The sequence below is a fragment of the Prochlorococcus sp. MIT 1341 genome (genome assembly GCF_034092415.1).
Taxonomy (GTDB): domain Bacteria; phylum Cyanobacteriota; class Cyanobacteriia; order PCC-6307; family Cyanobiaceae; genus AG-363-P08.
The window spans coordinates 1,298,014-1,317,824 of the sequence record NZ_CP139304.1 but is presented as its reverse complement, the minus strand read 5'-3'; the positions used below and the strand labels follow the sequence as shown (position 1 = coordinate 1,317,824).

The window sequence follows — 19,811 nt, the reverse complement described above, 5'->3', positions numbered from 1 at the left end:
AAAATATTCAAGAGATTATCTAAATTATGTGCTGATATTTAATCTTGAACTCATACTGTTATAAGAGATTGATCAATCAAAGCTGTTCTCAAGCTTCGAACAGCTGCAACCATAGCCAATTGGTTATCCAATCTATTAATCAATGACCCTACACCCACTCCACTTGCTCCTGATGCAATCGCCATAGGTGCTGTAACTGCAGTGATTCCTGATGCAGTCATGACTGGAATAAAACATTCCTCAGAACGTAAAGCATCAACAATCGCATTCGTGGCCGCCAAAGTAGGCACTGCCTTTTCCACGAGTCCTTGCAGGCCTGTGCTAAATGGCCTAGACGAGGTCCCACCTTCAGTTTGAATCAAATCTACTCCTGCAGTAACTAAGTCGAGCGCTAATTGGCCTTGCTGATCTAAAGGTAAAACATGTGGAACAGTCACAGACAGGAATACCTCTGGCAAAAGTTCTCTTGTTTTAAAAGCCAAAGAAAGCACATCTTTCGCAGTAAAAATTCGTCCTTCTGGGTAAAAGGTGTCGAAGTTACCAATTTCAACCATTGCTGCACCAGCAGCTACTGCGTTTGGGAAAAGATCTGGCTCTACAGAACTTACGCAAACAGGTAATTTTGAAGTCTTGATTGCAAGCCGAACTAAATCTGGATCACATGCAATATCAACCAAATCAGCACCGCCCTGAGAAGCGGCCCAGGAGATCATTTCAACAGAAGCTGAATTGAAGTTACTAAGCCCTGAAATCACTTTGAAAAGACTACGCTTCTGAAGACGTGCCCTAAGAGAAACTGGCAAACGATAAAGACGAGACATCAAAAAACCACGGAATACAGAAATTCTGCCACTCAACAAGGCAGATATCTTAAGACTGTCATCAGGTGGGTAAATCTCGAAACCCATGCAGCCAACCTCCACCAATTGCCAATCATGGAGTTCTTTTCATGAGCGGCTTCATCAAAAATTACTAGCCACTCCTGATTTACTACCTAAAGGAGCAGCTCTTTTGTTAGCCATCTCTGGCGGACAAGACTCAATGGCAATGCTTGGGCTTTTAAGTGATTTAAGGCGAATACATAATTGGCAATTATTTATATGGCATGGAGATCATGCGTGGCATGATTATTCTGCCGAGATTGCAAGTGGATTAGAGAATTGGTGCAAGGAAAAGTACTGTAAATTCTTTTGTGATCGTGACAATTTAAATCAAGCTAAAAATGAATCCTCTGCACGAAATTGGCGTTATCATCAGCTTGCCTCGACCATACAAAAACTCTCCAAAATAAATATAAAATGTTCACATGTAATCACAGCTCATACAGGAAGTGATCAAACAGAAACACTTTTATTAAATTTATCACGAGGAACAGACCTTTCTGGAATGTGCTCATTAAGAGAAACGCGGCCATTAGATAAAAAAATGTATGGAAATGATGTGACTTTAGTAAGACCAATGTTTGAATTTAGTCGTCAGGAAACCCAAGAGATTTGCGCCAAATTGAATCTTCCTATTTGGCTAGACCCCTCAAATGAATCTAAAGAATACAAAAGAAACCGAATCCGCCATGAAGTTATTCCTGTCCTTGAAGAAATTTTTCCGGGATGCAGTCTACGTATAGCCTCATTAACTAATCGATTAAAAAACTATAAAGAAGACCAGAATGAATTAACTTTTTTAGCTCTTCAATCAGGACTCAAACCAGAAGGAATAGCTCGGAACATTTTCTTTGATATTTCAGAAACTTCAAGGGCAAAAATATTATCTTTATGGCTACAAAGAAATAATGTGCCATCTCAAACTTCTAAAAAACTTATGAATCTATCAAGACGCATCGGTGCTCAACAAGCACCAGGTTCAGTTAACCTAACTAATGGATGGGTAGTCAAATGGAATAAAGAAATAGTTTCATTGATCAGGAACAATCAACAAAGTGCAATGAATTACTAAAAGATTGTTTCTCGGATCTTATGCCACGGCAGAGCTACGGCGACGTGTTCGACCAGTAGAAACCTCACCGTTCTGATCCTTATTGACCGATTCAGAGTTAGCTACCCCTTTTTCAGAAGGTGCAGAATCTCCAGTAGCCATCTTTACAGGATTTGCAGTCTGACCTGAGCGAGAATTTCGTGAGATCTTGGAAACTGATCTTGGGTCTTTTTCTTGATCAAAACGACTCTTATATGCAGCTGTACCTCCTGGTGCTGGCTGTACCAACGTAAGAATCAAAGGTTCGATCTGTAACTCACGTCGTATTCGACGTGCCAACCCAACTTCAACTTCTCTCTGAACCCCCATCCAATCAACTTCTGGGGCCGAAGACCCTCCAGTATGGCGTGCAAGTTGCTTCCAACGATTTTCTAGGACCCAGGCTATTTCCTTTTCAGTCCAAAAAGACATCTTCCTTGCATCAACAGTAGTAACCACACCTCTGAGATTTACCCGGGGTGGCGCAACCATCATCCCATCAGTACTTATTGCAGCAAGTACTGTAATAACACCATCTTCAGCCAATTGTTGTCGTTCTTTTAAAACTCTTGCATCAACAATGCCATTTCTAGAAGCATCTAATAATTCAATTCCTGCCTTCACAGAATCTCCTTTTGCAATAGATTCTGATGTCAGTTCAACAACATCTCCATTGTCAAGAATAAGGATATTTTCTGCAGGAACACCCATTGACGTCGCGCTCTTACTATGGCAAACAAGCATCCTATGTTCACCATGCACAGGCACAAAGAATTTAGGTTTTGTTAGTGCCAACATCAACTTCTGATCTTCCTGGAATCCATGCCCAGAAACATGAATTCCCTCACCTTTCCCATATACAACTTTCGCACCCAACATCATTAATCTATCAATTGTATTAACAACAGATATTGTATTGCCAGGAATAGGACTTGCTGAAAAAATAATCGTATCGGTAGTCTTTACTTGAACATGTTGATGATCACCCCTAGATATACGACTAAGAGCTGCTAAAGGTTCTCCCTGACTACCTGTCATAAGTAAGAGTGTTTCTCGATCTGGCAGATCACGAATTTGTTTAATCGGAACAAATAAATCATCAGGTGCACGCATATAACCAAGCTCTCTAGCCTTAGCAATTACATTGATCATTGAACGACCTAATAAGCCAACTTTTCTCCCATTCTTAATTGCTAGCTCTAAAATCATTGAAACTCGATGAATTGAACTAGCGAAAGTAGTTACTATAACCCTACCTTCTGACTCGGATATATGCCTATCTAAAGAAGGAAATACAGATCTCTCTGGAGGGCAAAAACCTGGAACTTCTGCATTAGTTGAATCACTAAATAAACACAAGACTCCCTTGTCACCATAATGTGCGAGGCGTGAAAGATCAAAATGTTCTCCATCAACTGGTGTATGATCAAACTTAAAATCGCCTGTAAATATAATTGTTCCTACAGGCGTAGTAATCGCTAAAGAAAAACTATCAGCCATTGAATGGGTATTTCGTATAAATTCTACTGAAAAATTTTGGCCAACCTTGACTACATCTCTTGGACCTACAGTTTGAATTGTGGAACGATCACTAACACCGGCTTCCTCCATTTTCCCCTGAAGCATAGACATTGCTAGACGAGGTCCATAGATGATCGGAATATTGAAATGTTTTAAGTGATGTGGAATTCCACCAATATGATCTTCATGGCCATGTGTCACTATCATCCCACGAATTCGTCTTTGATTTTCACGTAAGTAACTTGTATCTGGCATTACAACATTCACACCATGCATACCATCAGAAGGAAATGCAAGTCCTGCATCTACTAACATCAAATCATCCCCGTACTCGAAGACACATGTGTTCTTACCTATTTCATGAAGACCCCCTAAAGGAATGACACGTAAGCAGGGATCTTTTGCCCTAGAGGATGTGTTTATTCGAGAGCTTGTTTGATTGGAAGAGCTAGACATTTTGAAATTCGTATAAGGAACTAATGGTTGTTACAAAAATCGCAAAGAGCGAAAACCATCAAATTGATTCGTACCTTCGTCAAGAATGACGAAGCGAAGCAAGGATTTGAGAAAGTGAATTTCTCATTGTTTGATTTAAAGGAATTAAAGGGCTACGGGGTGGACCTACAGGCCAACCATTTAAATCCAATGCGGCTTTGACTGGGATTGGATTAGTTGTTGCAAACAAAGCCTTAAAGAGAGGCTGAAGCTGCTCGTGATAGCCAAGAGCTAAAGCTACTTGACCACTTAAATAAGCATCAATCATCGCCTTCAGACGCCTCCCGACAATATGGCTAGCCACACTGACTACCCCAACAGCACCTACTGAAAGCATTGGCAAAAGCAAAGCATCATCACCGCTATAAACAGCGAGCTTTGAACCACAGTTAGACCTAAGCTGTGTCACCTCGTCTGTCGAACCACTAGCAGCTTTAAAACTGACAACATTTTGACATTCCATTAACTTTGCAACTGTACTTGGTTCAAGGGCACATCCTGTTCTACCTGGAATGTTGTAGAGCATTAAAGGTAAATCCGCAGCAGCCTCTGCAACCTTACGAAAATGATGCTCGAGTCCATCCTGAGGAGGTTTGTTGTAATAGGGCACAACCACCAAAGCGCCATCTGCCCCAGCTGCTGCGGCTGCAGCAGTGGCCTCAACGGCTTCGGCAGTACTATTGCTTCCTGTGCCAGCAAGTACCTTTACACCTGATCCAACTGCTTGTCTGACTGCATCCAATAGTTGATGTTGTTCCTTCCAACTTAGTGTTGGGGATTCTCCTGTAGTTCCACATACCACTATTCCATCAGACCCTTCATCAACTAAATGCCTAGCAAGTCTTCCCGCCAACGCTAAATCAACATTACCCATTTCATCAAACGGGGTGACCATTGCTGTAAGCAAACGACCAAATGGGGTTGGAGATAGTTCAGCTAAAAAACTCATTCTGACCTCAATAAAAGTTCAGCAATTTGAATGGCATTTAATGCAGCACCTTTACGTATTTGATCTCCACATAACCAGAACTCTAAGGCATTAGCATTAGTAATGTCTTGTCGTATTCGACCCACTGCAACAAGATCTTTTCCTGCGACATCAGATGGCATAGGAAAACGATTCGATTGAATATCTTCAATCAATTGCACCCCCTTAGCGTTTGACAGAACCTTACGAGCCTCAGTAACACAAAATGGCTGCTCAAACTCTACATTTACTGACTCAGAATGGGCTCTTAAAACAGGCACCCGAACACAAGTAGCAGAAAGACCCAGGGAAGGTAAATTCATAATCTTTCTGGTTTCATTCAACATCTTCATTTCCTCCTCACAATAAATATTCTCTTGAAGAGAAGAATTATGCAGAAACAAATTAAAAGCAAGTGAATATGGAAGAACCTCACTTTTAGGATCTTTGCCTTCTAAGACTTCTTTTGTTAGTTCTTTCAACTCTTCCATGGCTCTAGCACCAGCACCACTAGCAGATTGATAAGTAGAAACAATTACTCTGCGAATTTTTCTATGCCTAGCCAATGGGGCTAATGCAAGTGTGAGCAAAATTGTTGTGCAATTTGGATTAGCAATAACCCCCTGATGTGTTTCTACAGAAGCTGGATTAACTTCTGGAACAACTAATGGAACGTCGGAATCCAGCCTAAATGCACTGGAATTATCAATCATTACAGCGCCGGCTAATTTGATGGATTCCTGCCACCTTCTAGAGATAGAACCGCCTGCAGATGCAAACACCAGATCTACCCCTTCAAAAGACGCATCCCCTACCTCTTGAACCGTAAGCCTAGATCCGTTCCAACTCTGAGTATTCCCAGCTGTCCGCGCAGAAGCCAATAAGCGAAGTTCCTTTACAGGGAAAGATCGATCAGCCAAAAGCTGAAGCAACTCTTGGCCAACTGCGCCAGTTGAACCAAGGACTGCAACTGTAAGAGGACGATCAGGGAAAAATGTTGTAGAAGTCAAACTTAAAGCAAAGGTATCGACGTTGAATGGGTTGATCTAATCAATGATCAATCTGTCAAAGGACTACAGCCTTTAAAGCTTGAGCAAGGAGACGTTAAAACCACAATAACTTGGCAGTGAGTGCCCCTTGCTTTCTTAAGGTGGTAATTATCTGGTTTAAGTCCAACGATGAGTGCAGTCAAATTGAAGGTAAACACCTCGGAACTTCCCAAAAGCCGACTCGCAATAGAGGTCGAAATTCCTGGGTCGCGAAGCCAGGAAAGCTATGACGAAGCCATCTCAAATTTAAGTCGATCGGTAAAGCTGCCAGGCTTTCGAAAAGGAAAAGTACCAAAAGCTGTTCTGCTTCAACAAATCGGAATAATTCGAATTAAAGCAACTGCTATTGAAAAACTCATAGAAAAAATTTGGAGAGAAACCCTAGATCAAGAGTCAATTAATGCACTTTGTGAGCCACAAATTAAAGATGGCTTTGAAAGTCTCTTAGAAGAGTTCAAGCCTGGAGAAACTCTAAAAGTCACTTTTGAAACTGATATCTCACCTAATCCAAAATTAAAAGCCACCAAAGGTCTTACAGCCGAAGTAGAAACTGTGAACTATGACCCATCAAAAGTCGATGAACTCATAGAACAATCTCGAAAACAACTTGCTACCCTAATACCTGTTGAGAAAAGACCAGCAGAAAAAGGAGATGTAGCCGTTGTTAGTTTCAAAGGAACCTACAAAGATAATGGTAGTGAGATAAAAGGTGGCAGCTCAGAATCAATGGATATAGATCTTGAAAAAGGGCAAATGATTCCAGGTTTCATTGAAGGAATTATAGGAATGTCATTAAATGAACAAAAAATGATCGAATGTGATTTTCCCAAAGACTATGTTGAAAAAGATGCACAGGGAAGAAAAGCTATTTTCGATTTAACTTTAAAAGATTTAAAGCAAAGAGAACTTCCTCCCCTAGATGATTCATTTGCCAAACAGGCAAGTGACAAAAAAACATTTGCAGAATTAAAAGATGACCTGGAAGAAAGACTAAAAAAAGATACCGAGCTTAAAAATGAAGGCAATCGTCATGATGCGTTACTAAAAGAACTTGTTAGCCAATTAGAAGTAGACCTTCCTGAAACTCTTATCCAGCAAGAAATTAGGAATTTAATTGAACAAACAGCTAGTAATTTCGCAGAGCAGGGAATGGATGTTAAATCCTTATTTACTGAGAAGCTTGTCAAATCATTAATGGAATCTTCGAGAGGCGAAGCAGAAGAAAACTTACGCAAGAGTCTTGCACTTAAAGCTCTTGCAGAAACAGAAGAGATCACAGTTGAAGATAAAAGTATAGAAGAAAAAATGCAGGAGGTAAAAAAACAATTATCAGATGAGAAGCAAATAAATGATGAAAGACTAAAAGAAGCAATTAGAGAAGATCTTTTACGTGAAAAACTTCTTGGCTGGCTAGAAGAAAATAATACAATCAAAGAAATGAAACCTTCAGATGCTGATCAGAAATTACAGCCTGCTTCTAAAGCAAAGAGTAAAAGCACTGCTGTCAGCAAATCACAAGTCAATAAAACCAAGAACACAAAATCCACCCCTAAAACACCCAAATCATGAGTTATCCAAATAGATTGTTTTGATGATGCAGCATAAATTGCACGTGATAGAAGCCAGCAGTGGCCATCCAATTAAAAATCTCTGGACAGGGAACTACCCCGTCTCTTCTCCAACTGGCATCTTGCCCACGGTTGTAGAGCAATCAGGACGGGGAGAAAGGGCATTCGATATCTACTCGCGATTACTGCGTGAAAGGATCATTTTCCTTGGTACAGAAGTAAATGATCAAATAGCAGATGCATTGGTCGCTCAAATGTTGTTTCTTGAAGCAGAAGATCCAGAGAAAGACATCCAGATTTATATCAATTCTCCTGGCGGATCAGTGACCGCAGGACTGGCTATTTACGACACGATGCAGCAAGTAACACCCGATGTCGTAACCATTTGCTATGGACTTGCTGCAAGCATGGGAGCTTTTCTGTTGTCAGGAGGTTCAAAAGGAAAAAGACTTGCTCTTCCAAATGCACGAATAATGATTCATCAACCGCTTGGTGGAGCACAAGGTCAAGCCGTTGATATTGAGATTCAAGCCAAAGAAATTCTTTTCCTCAAAGACACTCTCAATAGCTTGCTTGCAGAACACACAAGTCAGCCTCTCAACAAAATTGCTGAAGACACAGAGCGTGACCACTTCCTTTCGCCGGAAGAAGCGGTTGAATATGGCCTGATCGACCGAGTAGTCCAACCTTAAAACAACAGCTAAATCATTACGGAAAGCTGACTAATTCCAATTTCCGAACGATCCTGTAATCCAGGTTGGCAATACTTGTGTCAGATCCTGCGACAGTAAACCCCAAGACCCCCACGGCCGATGGCTAAGTTTGACGCCCATCTCAAGTGCTCCTTTTGCGGCAAGTCCCAGGAACAAGTGCGAAAGCTTATTGCCGGCCCTGGTGTTTACATCTGTGATGAATGCATCGATCTCTGCAATGAGATTTTGGATGAAGAGCTCTTAGACACGCAAAGCAATCAGAGACAAAATCCTGATCCCAACAAAAGCACCTCTAACCCTGCAAGAAATAGTGGCAAACCGGCCCCAACACTTGCATCAATACCAAAACCACTAGAAATAAAAAAATTCTTAGATCAACAGGTGATGGGACAAGAGGACGCAAAAAAAGTTTTATCTGTTGCTGTTTATAACCACTACAAACGTCTTGCTTGGCAAGGAGATGGCAAAGCAGAGGCAGACCAAACAGCCACCAAATTACATAAGTCAAACATCCTTCTGATTGGTCCGACTGGATGTGGAAAGACTCTTTTAGCTCAAACCCTTGCAGAATTATTAGATGTACCTTTTGCTATAGCCGATGCGACAACACTGACTGAAGCAGGCTATGTAGGGGAAGACGTAGAAAACATTCTGCTGCGGCTTTTACAAAAAGCAGATATGGATGTGGATCAAGCTCAACGAGGAATTATCTATATAGATGAAATTGACAAAATCGCCCGTAAAAGTGAAAACCCTTCCATCACAAGGGATGTCTCGGGAGAAGGAGTTCAACAAGCACTATTAAAAATGCTAGAAGGAACAGTCGCCAATGTTCCTCCACAAGGTGGACGCAAGCATCCCTATCACGATGCTATCCAAATAGATACCAGTCAAATACTTTTTATTTGTGGTGGTGCATTTGTAGGGCTGGAAGACGTTGTTCAACGACGGCTAGGTAAGAATTCAATAGGTTTTATGCCAAGTGAGGGGCGAGGGCGCATAAATCGTGAGCTACAAGCCGCACAAGTGCTCCGTGAACTGGAACCAGATGACTTAGTCAAATATGGGTTGATCCCAGAGTTCATTGGTCGTATGCCTGTAAGCGCCGTATTAAAGCCTCTTGATGAAGAAGCCCTTAAGTCGATTCTTACTGAACCACGGGATGCACTCGTCAAACAATTCCGAACACTGCTCAGCATGGACAATGTCCAATTGGACTTCGAGCCAAAAGCAGTGACAGCTATCGCCCAGGAAGCTCATCGCCGGAAGACTGGGGCAAGAGCACTTAGAGGAATTGTCGAAGAAATCATGCTTGACCTAATGTATGACTTACCTTCCCAACAAGAAATAAAAGACTTTGTTGTGACTAAATCTATGGTTGAAGAACATATTGGGGGCAAAATCCTGCCAATGCCTGAGAAGAAAAATAGAAACCAAAAAGAATCTGCCTAACTCCAATGGCAGCTGCGGACCATTTACAGGTACCAAGGCAACATGGCTTATTCCTCCATCACGGGATTGATCTTGGAGATGGCACAGTTGCGCATTACTTAGAAGGAAAAGAAATTCTTAAAAGCCCAATAGAAGACTTTCGCAGTGGAGGATCTATCAAAGTCATAGTTCATAATCACGCATCAACAAGAACAACAACCCTAAAAAGAGCAAAAAGTCGTATTGGGGAACAACGCTATAACCTCCTTTTCAACAACTGCGAACATTTCGCAAACTGGTGCAAAACTGGTAAGCACAGATGCACCCAAATGGAGAACCTATTACAAAGAGGCAACCTAGGCGATATGCCTATCAGCCAAGTTTTACCTGCAGCATTACTAAATTATCTAAGGCTGCTTTTAAAAGAAGGGATTAGCAACGAGAAAACACGAAAGAAAGCTTTAAATTCACTCAAAAACCTTAGACAAATGCGTTTGGAATTATATAAAGCACTTGAATCAACACTTGAAAAAGTTGAAAGCTGGATACAAAACAACCCAACAGCAATCAGAACAGAAGCGACAAGTAAAGCAACCCATTTTCTTTTACTAAGAGGCCAAAATCTTGAAGACCAAATAACAACTTTAGACGAACTAGAAACGAGGATCTATTGTCTACTAGAAGCACCCAATTATTCAAAAAAAGACAAAACGACAAAAATGAACGCATGAGCCAGATTTACCAACCTTTACATCACAAATATCGGCCTACAACCTTCGATGCTTTAGTGGGCCAAGAAGCAATTGCTACCACTCTGAAACAAGCTCTCAAAACTGGTCGAATAGCACCAGCATATTTATTTAGTGGACCACGTGGCACTGGAAAAACATCTAGTGCACGAATATTGGCACGATCATTAAATTGTCTAAAAAGCAATGCCCCTACCACCGAGCCTTGTGAAAAATGTGAGGTTTGCAAAAGCATTGCTAATGGAGCTGCACTGGATGTAATCGAAATCGATGCTGCATCAAATACTGGTGTTGAAAATATTCGTGAACTCATTGAAAGATCTAGCTTCGCTCCAATACAAGCAAGATGGAAGGTTTATGTAATCGATGAATGTCACATGCTCTCCACTGCAGCTTTCAATGCATTACTAAAAACACTTGAAGAACCACCTTCGAAAGTCGTTTTTATTCTTGCAACTACAGATCCACAAAGAGTATTGCCAACAATTATAAGTAGATGTCAAAGATTTGATTTTCGTCGCATCCCTTTAGAGGCACTCAAAACTCATCTGAAAATGATTGCTTCAAAAGAATCAATTCCTATTGAAAACGTAGCGCTACATCTAATCGCACAAAAAGCCCAAGGAGGCTTAAGGGATGCCGAAAGCATGCTCGACCAAGTTAGTCTACTTAAAGGCCCTATCAAAAGTGAAACAATCTGGGAATTATTAGGAGGAGTACCAGAAAATGAACTTCTCAATATGGCAAAAGGACTTGGAGAAAGCAATCCACTATCTATCTTAGAAACAACACGGCAACTACTTGAAAGAGGAAGGGAACCACTCGCAATACTTCAAGGTTTAGTAAGTATCCTAAGGGACCTAGTTCTAATTAAAGTTGCTCCTGAAAGATCAGATCTAACCAATATTTCACCTCCTCTACATAAAGAACTTAAAGATCTAGCACAAACAATTAAAATTGAGATGTTGCTTTCTTGGCAAGCACAATTAAAAGGAACGGAATACCAACTTCGAACTAGCCTTCAACCAAGATTATGGTTAGAAGTTTTACTGCTCGGCCTGATTTCAGACCAGAAAAGAGAACACTCACAAACCACTTTGGGACCTAACAAACAATCAGATATCAAAAAAGGAGGCTCACAAAAAGCAATAGAAGGTGTTTCTCAACAACAACAACAACAACAACAACAACAACAACTTATTGAGAACAACAATCAATCTTCAAAAGACAGAGAACCCGAATTAGAACTTAAAGAATTATGGCAGCAAATCCTTGGAGGCTTAGAACTACCGTCTACACGCATGCTTCTTTCTCAACAAGCAAAGCTTGTAAAACTTGACTCAGATAGTGCAATAATTCAAGTAGCAGAAAATTGGATCGGAATGGTCCAAAGCCGCACAAGTCTTTTAGAAGCAGCAATTAGCAAAGCAATTGGTAGCCATAGAGATTTAATAATAAAAAATCAAGACAACACTCCTATAGAAAATACTTCAAAAGTAGTTATCAATAAAGCAAATCTAGAGAAAGATATAGTGAAATCAACTGATGAACCAAAGGATAAAAAGATAGCTGATTCTAATCCTCATAATACCAATCTAAACCAAACCAATACTTCAGCAAAAGAAGAAACATTGAAAAAGACAAATAATGAAGATAGTAAGAGCAAAGTAGATCTAAAGGCACAGAAATTAGCAGATTTTTTTAATGGCAAAGTACTCGATATTGATATCTAGATAAAATCAATAACTACAATGCTTCCACACCTAAATGATTGGTCTTTGCCCAAAACAATCTCTTAGGAAAAATAGCCATACGTATCGTAACCCAAGGGATTACTATGAACCAATGTGCCAAATATAAAATTGCAAATAAAACTGTCAAAGGGCTCGCAACAGGCAATTGAGGTCCCTCACTTACTTTTCTACAACCACGCCAAAATGCAAGCCCTGAAACACTTAAAGCCACTATAGATAATGGAAAATATGCAGGTATAGTTCGAGTTGCAATTGCTGTCATCAAATCAAACATCGTCACAACGGGTAGTGCATATTGGAGCAAAAAGAAACAACTAAGGTCATACCTCTGCGCAAGAGTCAATTTATTAGAAATCAAAATTGACCAATAATCAAAAAATCGCTGCAGGCCCCCCTCTGCCCAGCGTTGCCTTTGCCTCCAAAGAGCTGGAAGTGTTTGAACAGCCTCCTCTTTTACTGGTGGATTCCAAAGCATCCCTACTAAAGATCCAGTTACTAAAAACCTAAAACTCAGATCTAAATCATCAGTAACAGTATCTTCATTAAAGCCACCACACTTCTCCAAAGCTTGTCTAAGGAGTAATTGACCATTACCTCGTAATTCAACAACACCGCCACTCGTCAGACGACCTTGTTGAATTACAGCATCCATAGCCATTTCCATAGCCTGCATGCGAGTCAAAGGATTTTTTTCGGAATTAATTACTGCCTTTCTCAATTGAATTGCAGACCAGTTACCTTGCTCCGCAAAAGATACAACACGCTTCAACAAATCATCTTGCAATTGAGCATCAGCATCCAAAATTAATAACCACTTTCCATTAACTTCCCTAAGGGCCTGATTAAGAGCTCCTGATTTTCCACCCCCAGCTCCAAATTTACGATGAATAACATTCAACTTAGGAAATTGATTCACTAACTGATCTAAAAGAACTGGTGTCTTGTCTTTACTTCCATCATCCACAATCCAAATTGATAAATTTTCCTTTGGATAACTAATCAAATTCAAACGTTTCACCAAGCTCTTAATAACGGCTTCTTCATCTCTTGCGGCAACAACAATATCGACCATAGGCCACTCCTTTGGGTCAGACAATGAAAGATCGATCTTATCTGGATTTTGCGAGCCTTTCTTTCTCTCCTGCAAGACCGCTCGCAATCCATAACCACCTAAGAACACTGCCAAGGTAATTGCTGGCAACAAACTTCTGCCCGTTTCTACCCAATGAGGAGCAGCACCTGCCCATCCACAGGCAATCAAAAAAAGGGCTGTCTTGCCTCGTCGATAATCATCAATGACAGCAAACGCAGTCATGAATAATCCAAAATTTGAATAAACTCTAGGGCGGATTGTGGTTTACAGGCCAAAATCCATAAGTTGCTCCTGGATAATAATGTCTAAAAATTTGCTCAATCGACCAAGCTCTCCGCGCTAAATCCATGGCTCCTGCCTGAGAAAGTCCCACTCCGTGACCAAATCCACCACCAGAAAAAGTCCAAACTCCTTTATCAATCTTTTCAATCACAAAGAGAGTACTAGGAAGTTGAGGTAAATAACGTCTTATTTCATCCAGCCTCAAAATCAACGGGTTTCGATTCGACTTGAAAACAAGCTCTAAAGCTAAAACACGTCCGCTCTTACCTCTTTCAAGAACATTAATATCCTGTGGAAAATAAATCCCAGATAAAACCTTAACCAAAGATTCACTTAATTGATTAGTGTTTATTTTCCTTTCCCAGCGGAAACGAGGGTGATCTGCCCCAAAAGAACCCGTTCGAAACTTTAAAAATTTCTTTATAGAACTCTTTTTTTTGAAAGGTAAAGAAAATCTTGTTGACGAAGAGGAAGAACTATCCAATTTAGCTTTCAGATAAGGCAATGGTTTCATTGACCATGCCTCTTCCGCAGAAGCCATAACGCCCCCATTACTTGCATGATAAAAAGCATTAATAGGTTTGCCCTGCCAACTAAGAACCATACCTTTGCTGGCATCAATTGCCTTTCGTACTTGAGTAGTTGCTTTCGCCGAATCCCTATAAACCTGACACTGTGTATTGCTACATAAATGAAATCCATCAATCACAAAACGATGACTATTAGCCAATGCCCAAGTCCGCGCCAAAACTGCTTGTGCCGTAAGTGCAGCAAAAGGAGCACCTGAACCAATTTCATGCGGTACAACACCTTCTAGATAATTCTGCATAGGCACCTTCTCAATCAATGTCCAACTGCCATAAGCATCTCTTTGAAGTCGAAAAGGTCCTTTATATACAACCCCTTTCCAAATCATTCCTTTGGGGGCATCTATTTCTATAGGTCCTAAAAGAAGCTGCTGCTTATTATTACTAACTAATCTTGGTAAAAGTGCTTTTTCAATTAACCCCTTTTCTGTAATTGCCTTTATTCCTCGAGGGGACTTACCTGAAGCAGAAAACCAAACTTGCCAATCTTTTGGTCGAGCAACCTCAGCCTTAAGGCCAAATTTTCTAACCAACAAAGCAACACGCTCTGCTGATTCAAAGCTTGCATAAGGTCCTACTACTTGCCTTTGCCATTTAATAGGTTTCGCCAAAGGCACTTTTTCCCAGCGCAGTTGAATTTCCGAAGCTCTATGAACAAATCCATTAGCATCCTTCAGTATTAAAGACTCACCAAACAATTTTAATTGCAGAGAGGAACTTACATCATTACCAGTTTGTCTAGCACCCAAATAATGCTCCAAAGCAACCCAAAGAGATGAATCAGCATTTTTGGCTAAAGGTGGCGCTGAGACAGCCCAATGAGTAGGCAATTCATCCGGGATATTTGAAGCAAGGTAAAAGTTTTTACAGCCACCAAGAAGTCCAGTAATTAAAAGGAAGAAATACTTAATCTTGACTTTGATCTCAATATTCAAAACAAAACAACCTTTACTAAAGGTTCAGCGAATCAATAAAACAATGATGCGATGGTTTGGCTAAGAGCAGGTCGGGGTCGTAGTGTTATGTATTGTGCTTAGTGCGAGACATGCCAAAGCTAAAGACCCGCAAAGCTGCCGCAAAGCGGTTCAAAGCTACTGGTACCGGTAAATTCATGCGCCGTAGAGCATTTAGAAATCATCTACTAGACCACAAAAGCCCAAAGCTAAAACGTCATCTTGCAACAAAAGCAGTGGTAGATGAAAAAGATGCAGACAATGTTAGTTTGATGCTCCCTTACGCCTAACCGAAAACGTCTCGTTTCACTTTGCAGCGATCTTTCACTAACTAATTGAAGTCCTATGGCCCGCGTTAAGAGAGGCAATGTTGCCCGTAAGCGCCGTAACAAAATCCTAAAGCTTGCCCGTGGCTTTCGTGGAAGCAACGGAAGGCTGTTCCGGACTGCAAACCAACGGGTCATGAAGGCCCTATGCAATGCCTATAGAGATCGAAGGCGTCGTAAACGTGATTTCAGACGACTATGGATTTCACGAATTAATGCTGCCGCACGAATAAATGGTGTTAATTACAGCCGTCTAGTTGGCGGGCTCAAAAAAGCTGATATTCGTCTAAACAGAAAAATGCTTGCACAAATTGCACTTGTAGATCCTAATAGCTTTAAAGAAGTAGTTAACTCAATCAAATAATAAATGAAATCTAAGAATTCTTAAAAGTAAATTATAAGGAATAAATATAATGTTTGAATTTCTTATATTTTTGTCTTCGAGTGACAAAAAAATTCTCGACAATTTATATAAAGCAGGCTTTTCTATAGAAGAGAACTCAATCCCTTGTCTGCTAGGAGAAAGATATTTTGGTTTTATCAAGAAATCACAAAAAACTATTGTGATCTGCACAAGGAATGCAATGAAAATGGGAGGGCATTCCATCCCAAGGTCTAATGATGACTGGGATCCAACTAAAATTTACATCAGAAAAGCGTTAAGGCATGAGGCAACTCATGCAGCTCAAGTCTGCAACAACGGCAAACTTTTAAATATGGTTAAAAAGGAAAGAATGAAACTACATCCTTTCAAAAAAGAAGCTCTTGAAGCTTCAACCAAACTATCTGGAAATAGAGAAGAAGAATATGAAGCCTATTGGATGGAGGATAGGCCTAAGATGGTTTTAAAAGCTTTAAAAAAGTATTGCTTATAAAAGATTGTTATTCTCAAATATAAGTGCCTTCACGATGACTAAAAGATAGCTCTGGGGCAAGGCCTAACCTTAGCAAGCGCAATTCAAGTTCTTGGTCGCTTATCTGTTGGCGTATTCGCTGAACCCTAGGGGTCAGCACTGGATGCAGAGAGGCTTTCAACTGTCTTACAACTTCCGCCATAGAACTATCAATAGCGTCGTATAGGATAATTGTAATTATAACACACTAAATATGGAGTTAAGGCTTTTCGCTCTAAAATGAAATTTTCGGCTTCAAGAGATCAGCTAGAAACATTGCCATAAAATCAAATCTGATCTAGCAAGATGTGAGGAAAACTTGTAAAGCCTGACTCTTTGGATATACCGTTGTGCAACTTTAGATTTGCGAACAATATGCAAATGGGATGCCAACCGTCCGTGCCAACTTAATCAAACAAGAAGCCCCTCACACAACAACAATCGCCAAACCTTGTCATGAAAATGCTCGTTCCAGAAACCTACCTAATAGGCCTGATAGGACTACTCCTAGTTATTTCTGTCTTAGTAGGTCGTCAGGTCCTAAAAGTGAGAAATGAAGAGATAAAAATGATTAACCTTGAAAAAGAAGGTGCGGGATCGTCAAAAGAAGCTTCCAAATTATATGAACTTGCTTCAGTTCAGCTCCAAAAACGTTTATACCCACAAGCTGCTTCAACCCTCAGAAAAGCTTTAAAACAACTTGCAAAAGAAGAACCAGCAGAAGCAAAAGCACTAATAGAAAATGCTCTCGGTTTTTCCCTAGCAGCTCAAGACGACTTTTCCACAGCGGTAAAGCACTATCGTTCTGCCTTACAATCAAAACCTGATTATCCAGTGGCCTTAAATAATCTTGCCTTTGCCCAAGAACGTCTTAAACAAATATCAGAAGCCAAACAACTCTATCAACAGGTATTAAGAATAGACCCAAAAAATAAAACAGCGATGAAGCAAATTAAACGACTTGAAAAAGCACAGGAAGATGACATATCAAAACCTGTAAATCAACAAGGATTCTAAATTAAATATGCAAACTTATTAGATTATCTCCAAATGAAAATGCTTTCTGCAAGAACAACTAACCATTTCTCGTCAAGTTTCTTATTCTTATGAATATACAATCATCTGAAAATGATCCCCTTAAGATTGGAAATAAATTATTTAAAAGCAGACTTCTAACTGGAACAGGAAAATATTCAGATATAAAGCTCATGCAGCAATCTCTAACTAGCTCTAATTGCGAAGTAGTAACAGTCGCTGTTCGACGTATCAAGAACTTAGAAAAAAATCATGAAGGTTTACTTGAAGCAATAGATTGGTCAAAACTATGGATGCTTCCTAATACAGCTGGCTGTCGCACAGCCAATGAAGCAATCCGGATTGCAAGGCTTGGACGAGAACTTGCAAAAGTCGCTGGGCAAGAAAATAATAACTTTGTCAAGTTAGAGGTTATTGACGATTCCAAATACTTACTGCCTGACCCTCTGGGTACACTCCAAGCTGCGGAACAACTAATAAAAGAAAATTTTACGGTTTTACCATACATTAATTCTGATCCAATCCTTGCTAAACGATTAGAAGAATTAGGATGTGCGACAGTAATGCCATTAGGTTCACCGATTGGCTCTGGACAAGGCCTGAAAAACGCTGCCAACATTGCTTTAATTATTGAAAATGCAAAAATACCTGTAATTGTTGATGCCGGGATAGGGGTCCCAAGTGAAGCTGCTCAAGCACTAGAGATGGGTGCTGATGCTGTATTAGTCAATAGCGCCATTGCCCTAGCTAAAAAACCTGTTCTCATGGCTAAAGCAATGGCAGCAGGTGTCCAAGCAGGAAGAGAAGCTTTCCTCTCTGGAAGGTTGCCCCAAAAAGCTCAAGCAATCGCCTCCTCTCCCACACAGGGAATTTCTTTACAGAGTGAATAAGCAAAGCTTTTAATAAAGGAAGATGACGGAAGCGAGAACTTAAGCCTTCCATTCCATATTGTCCGCCAAGCTACACCAAAAAAATGACGGTTATCAAAGAAGAAGGTGGACGTTATAACGCCTTTGCAAAAGAACCAAAAATTGAAGTAGTAAATACAAGCTCTAGTCTAGGCAATGGGTTTAGGCTTATATTTGTAGCTGGCGCGGCTCTCCTAATAGGTTTAATCGCTTACACAGTTAGGATCAGCTGAAAACCTAGGTATTAACTTGCCTGAGGGGAGCTTATTAGTCATTTCTCTAGGAGTTTTGGGTGAAAGTAATTGTTCTTGGTGGTGATGGCTTCTGTGGGTGGCCTTGTTCGGTCAACCTCGCAGATCAAGGTCATGAGGTTTTGATCGTAGATAACCTCAGTCGACGCAAAATTGACATTGACTTGGAGGTTGCATCCCTCACCCCTATTTCAAGCATGAATGATCGCTTGAAAGCTTGGGAAGAGGTGGGAGGGAAACCAATGAAATTTATCCATATGGATATCGCCCATGAATATCAACGACTCTTAGACCTGATCCTTGCAGAAAAGCCAAAAGCAATTGTTCATTTTGCTGAACAACGTGCAGCTCCTTACTCGATGAAAACAAGCGCTACAAAGCGTTATACAGTTGACAATAATGTCAATGGAACTCATAACCTTCTCGCGGCAATTGTTGAAAGTTGCCTAGATATTCATGTGGTTCACCTTGGGACAATGGGAGTTTATGGCTATGGATCACATCGTGGAGCAACGATTCCTGAAGGATATTTAAAAGTAGAAGTACCTCAACCAGATGGAAGTCGTTTCGAAGAAGAAATTCTTCATCCAGCAAGTCCTGGAAGTGTTTATCACATGACTAAAACTCTTGATCAACTACTTTTCTTGTACTACAACAAAAACGATCTAGTACGTATAACTGACCTTCATCAAGGAATTGTATGGGGTACAAATACTGATGCGACTAATAAAGACCTAAGACTCTCAAATCGATTTGATTACGATGGTGACTATGGAACTGTTCTTAATCGTTTCCTCATGCAGGCTGCAATTGGATACCCCTTAACTGTTCATGGAACTGGTGGTCAAACAAGAGCCTTCATACATATTCGAGACTCAGTAAGGTGTGTTCAACTGGCTTTAGAAAATCCACCAAAGAAAGGTGAACGAGTCAAAATTTTCAACCAAATGACAGAAAGCCATCAAGTAGGAGAACTTGCCCAAAAAGTTGCTGCCTTAACAGGGGCCAAAGTCAATTATTTACCTAACCCTCGCAATGAAGCTGTTGAAAACGATCTCATCGTAGATAACAAATGCTTTATAGAACTAGGACTAAAGCCAACAACACTAGATGATGGTCTGTTAGAAGAAGTGGTAGATGTGGCTCGTAGATGGTCTGACCGCTGCGACCGCAAACGAATTCCATGTATATCGGCATGGACAACCACACAAGCACAAGCCATCAAAAAGGGTTCCTAAGCATCCCTATCTAATTCCATTAACCCA

General features: G+C 40.5%; 20 protein-coding genes. 13 read left to right on the top strand and 7 right to left on the bottom strand.

The window, feature by feature from the left end; translation table 11 throughout:
* Positions 1 to 50: 50 nt before the first annotated feature.
* Complete coding sequence (locus tag SOI84_RS06650) at positions 51 to 821, bottom strand: DUF561 domain-containing protein (protein WP_320675403.1); 771 nt, start codon at positions 819 to 821, stop codon at positions 51 to 53.
* Between the two features lie 85 nt (positions 822 to 906).
* Here SOI84_RS06650 and tilS point away from each other — a divergent pair, with 85 nt between their 5' ends.
* Positions 907 to 1,953, top strand: coding sequence for a tRNA lysidine(34) synthetase TilS (gene tilS / locus SOI84_RS06645; RefSeq protein ID WP_320673771.1), 1,047 nt, complete (start codon positions 907 to 909; stop codon positions 1,951 to 1,953).
* Between the two features lie 18 nt (positions 1,954 to 1,971).
* Here the strand turns inward: tilS and SOI84_RS06640 are convergent, their stop codons facing one another.
* From SOI84_RS06640 to SOI84_RS06630, 3 genes are all read right to left on the bottom strand, one after another.
* Complete coding sequence (locus SOI84_RS06640; RefSeq protein WP_320673770.1) at positions 1,972 to 3,948, bottom strand: ribonuclease J; 1,977 nt, start codon at positions 3,946 to 3,948, stop codon at positions 1,972 to 1,974.
* A gap of 79 nt (positions 3,949 to 4,027) precedes the next feature.
* Positions 4,028 to 4,936: a 4-hydroxy-tetrahydrodipicolinate synthase gene (gene dapA, locus SOI84_RS06635; RefSeq protein ID WP_320673769.1), complete on the bottom strand. Its 909-nt coding sequence runs from the start codon at positions 4,934 to 4,936 to the stop codon at positions 4,028 to 4,030.
* On the bottom strand, positions 4,933 to 5,964 hold the full coding sequence (locus SOI84_RS06630; RefSeq protein ID WP_320673768.1) for an aspartate-semialdehyde dehydrogenase: 1,032 nt from the start codon (positions 5,962 to 5,964) through the stop codon (positions 4,933 to 4,935). The genes dapA and SOI84_RS06630 overlap by 4 nt, the downstream gene beginning before the upstream one ends.
* Before the next feature lie 168 nt (positions 5,965 to 6,132).
* On the opposite strand from SOI84_RS06630, the gene tig reads away from it, so the two are divergent.
* From tig to SOI84_RS06605, 5 genes are all read left to right on the top strand, one after another.
* On the top strand, positions 6,133 to 7,572 hold the full coding sequence (gene tig / locus SOI84_RS06625) for a trigger factor (RefSeq protein ID WP_320673767.1): 1,440 nt from the start codon (positions 6,133 to 6,135) through the stop codon (positions 7,570 to 7,572).
* Positions 7,573 to 7,615: 43 nt separating this feature from the next.
* Positions 7,616 to 8,263, top strand: a complete 648-nt coding sequence (gene clpP, locus SOI84_RS06620) for an ATP-dependent Clp endopeptidase proteolytic subunit ClpP (protein WP_320675402.1) — start codon at positions 7,616 to 7,618, stop codon at positions 8,261 to 8,263.
* Between the two features lie 120 nt (positions 8,264 to 8,383).
* On the top strand, positions 8,384 to 9,736 hold the full coding sequence (gene clpX, locus SOI84_RS06615) for an ATP-dependent protease ATP-binding subunit ClpX (RefSeq protein WP_320673766.1): 1,353 nt from the start codon (positions 8,384 to 8,386) through the stop codon (positions 9,734 to 9,736).
* A gap of 5 nt (positions 9,737 to 9,741) precedes the next feature.
* Complete coding sequence (locus SOI84_RS06610) at positions 9,742 to 10,446, top strand: lecithin retinol acyltransferase family protein (protein ID WP_320673765.1); 705 nt, start codon at positions 9,742 to 9,744, stop codon at positions 10,444 to 10,446.
* On the top strand, positions 10,443 to 12,197 hold the full coding sequence (locus SOI84_RS06605; protein WP_320673764.1) for a DNA polymerase III subunit gamma/tau: 1,755 nt from the start codon (positions 10,443 to 10,445) through the stop codon (positions 12,195 to 12,197). The genes SOI84_RS06610 and SOI84_RS06605 overlap by 4 nt, the downstream gene beginning before the upstream one ends.
* Before the next feature lie 13 nt (positions 12,198 to 12,210).
* Here the strand turns inward: SOI84_RS06605 and SOI84_RS06600 are convergent, their stop codons facing one another.
* Both SOI84_RS06600 and SOI84_RS06595 read right to left on the bottom strand, forming a co-directional pair.
* Positions 12,211 to 13,533, bottom strand: coding sequence for a glycosyltransferase family 2 protein (locus SOI84_RS06600; RefSeq protein ID WP_320673763.1), 1,323 nt, complete (start codon positions 13,531 to 13,533; stop codon positions 12,211 to 12,213).
* Between the two features lie 25 nt (positions 13,534 to 13,558).
* Positions 13,559 to 15,115: a SpoIID/LytB domain-containing protein gene (locus SOI84_RS06595; RefSeq protein WP_320673762.1), complete on the bottom strand. Its 1,557-nt coding sequence runs from the start codon at positions 15,113 to 15,115 to the stop codon at positions 13,559 to 13,561.
* A 110-nt stretch (positions 15,116 to 15,225) separates the two neighbouring features.
* On the opposite strand from SOI84_RS06595, the gene rpmI reads away from it, so the two are divergent.
* The 3 genes from rpmI to SOI84_RS06580 are packed head-to-tail and all read left to right on the top strand — an operon-like array spanning position 15,226 to position 16,334.
* Positions 15,226 to 15,423, top strand: a complete 198-nt coding sequence (rpmI, locus tag SOI84_RS06590) for a 50S ribosomal protein L35 (RefSeq protein ID WP_320673761.1) — start codon at positions 15,226 to 15,228, stop codon at positions 15,421 to 15,423.
* A 55-nt stretch (positions 15,424 to 15,478) separates the two neighbouring features.
* On the top strand, positions 15,479 to 15,823 hold the full coding sequence (gene rplT, locus SOI84_RS06585; RefSeq protein WP_320673760.1) for a 50S ribosomal protein L20: 345 nt from the start codon (positions 15,479 to 15,481) through the stop codon (positions 15,821 to 15,823).
* A 49-nt stretch (positions 15,824 to 15,872) separates the two neighbouring features.
* Positions 15,873 to 16,334, top strand: a complete 462-nt coding sequence (locus tag SOI84_RS06580; protein WP_320673759.1) for a serine hydroxymethyltransferase — start codon at positions 15,873 to 15,875, stop codon at positions 16,332 to 16,334.
* 13 nt (positions 16,335 to 16,347) lie between these two features.
* Here the strand turns inward: SOI84_RS06580 and SOI84_RS06575 are convergent, their stop codons facing one another.
* Entirely contained in the window at positions 16,348 to 16,515 is a 168-nt protein-coding gene (locus SOI84_RS06575; protein WP_320673758.1) for a hypothetical protein, read from the bottom strand.
* Between the two features lie 293 nt (positions 16,516 to 16,808).
* On the opposite strand from SOI84_RS06575, the gene SOI84_RS06570 reads away from it, so the two are divergent.
* The 4 genes from SOI84_RS06570 (at position 16,809) to SOI84_RS06555 (ending at position 19,784) form a co-directional block, all read left to right on the top strand.
* Positions 16,809 to 17,369: a tetratricopeptide repeat protein gene (locus tag SOI84_RS06570; RefSeq protein WP_320673757.1), complete on the top strand. Its 561-nt coding sequence runs from the start codon at positions 16,809 to 16,811 to the stop codon at positions 17,367 to 17,369.
* A gap of 89 nt (positions 17,370 to 17,458) precedes the next feature.
* Positions 17,459 to 18,277: a thiazole synthase gene (locus tag SOI84_RS06565; protein WP_320673756.1), complete on the top strand. Its 819-nt coding sequence runs from the start codon at positions 17,459 to 17,461 to the stop codon at positions 18,275 to 18,277.
* 83 nt (positions 18,278 to 18,360) lie between these two features.
* Positions 18,361 to 18,528, top strand: a complete 168-nt coding sequence (locus SOI84_RS06560; RefSeq protein ID WP_320673755.1) for a high light inducible protein — start codon at positions 18,361 to 18,363, stop codon at positions 18,526 to 18,528.
* A 59-nt stretch (positions 18,529 to 18,587) separates the two neighbouring features.
* A complete protein-coding gene (locus SOI84_RS06555) occupies positions 18,588 to 19,784 on the top strand; it encodes an NAD-dependent epimerase/dehydratase family protein (protein WP_320673754.1) in 1,197 nt (398 codons plus the stop codon).
* The last annotated feature ends 27 nt before the right edge of the window (positions 19,785 to 19,811 follow it).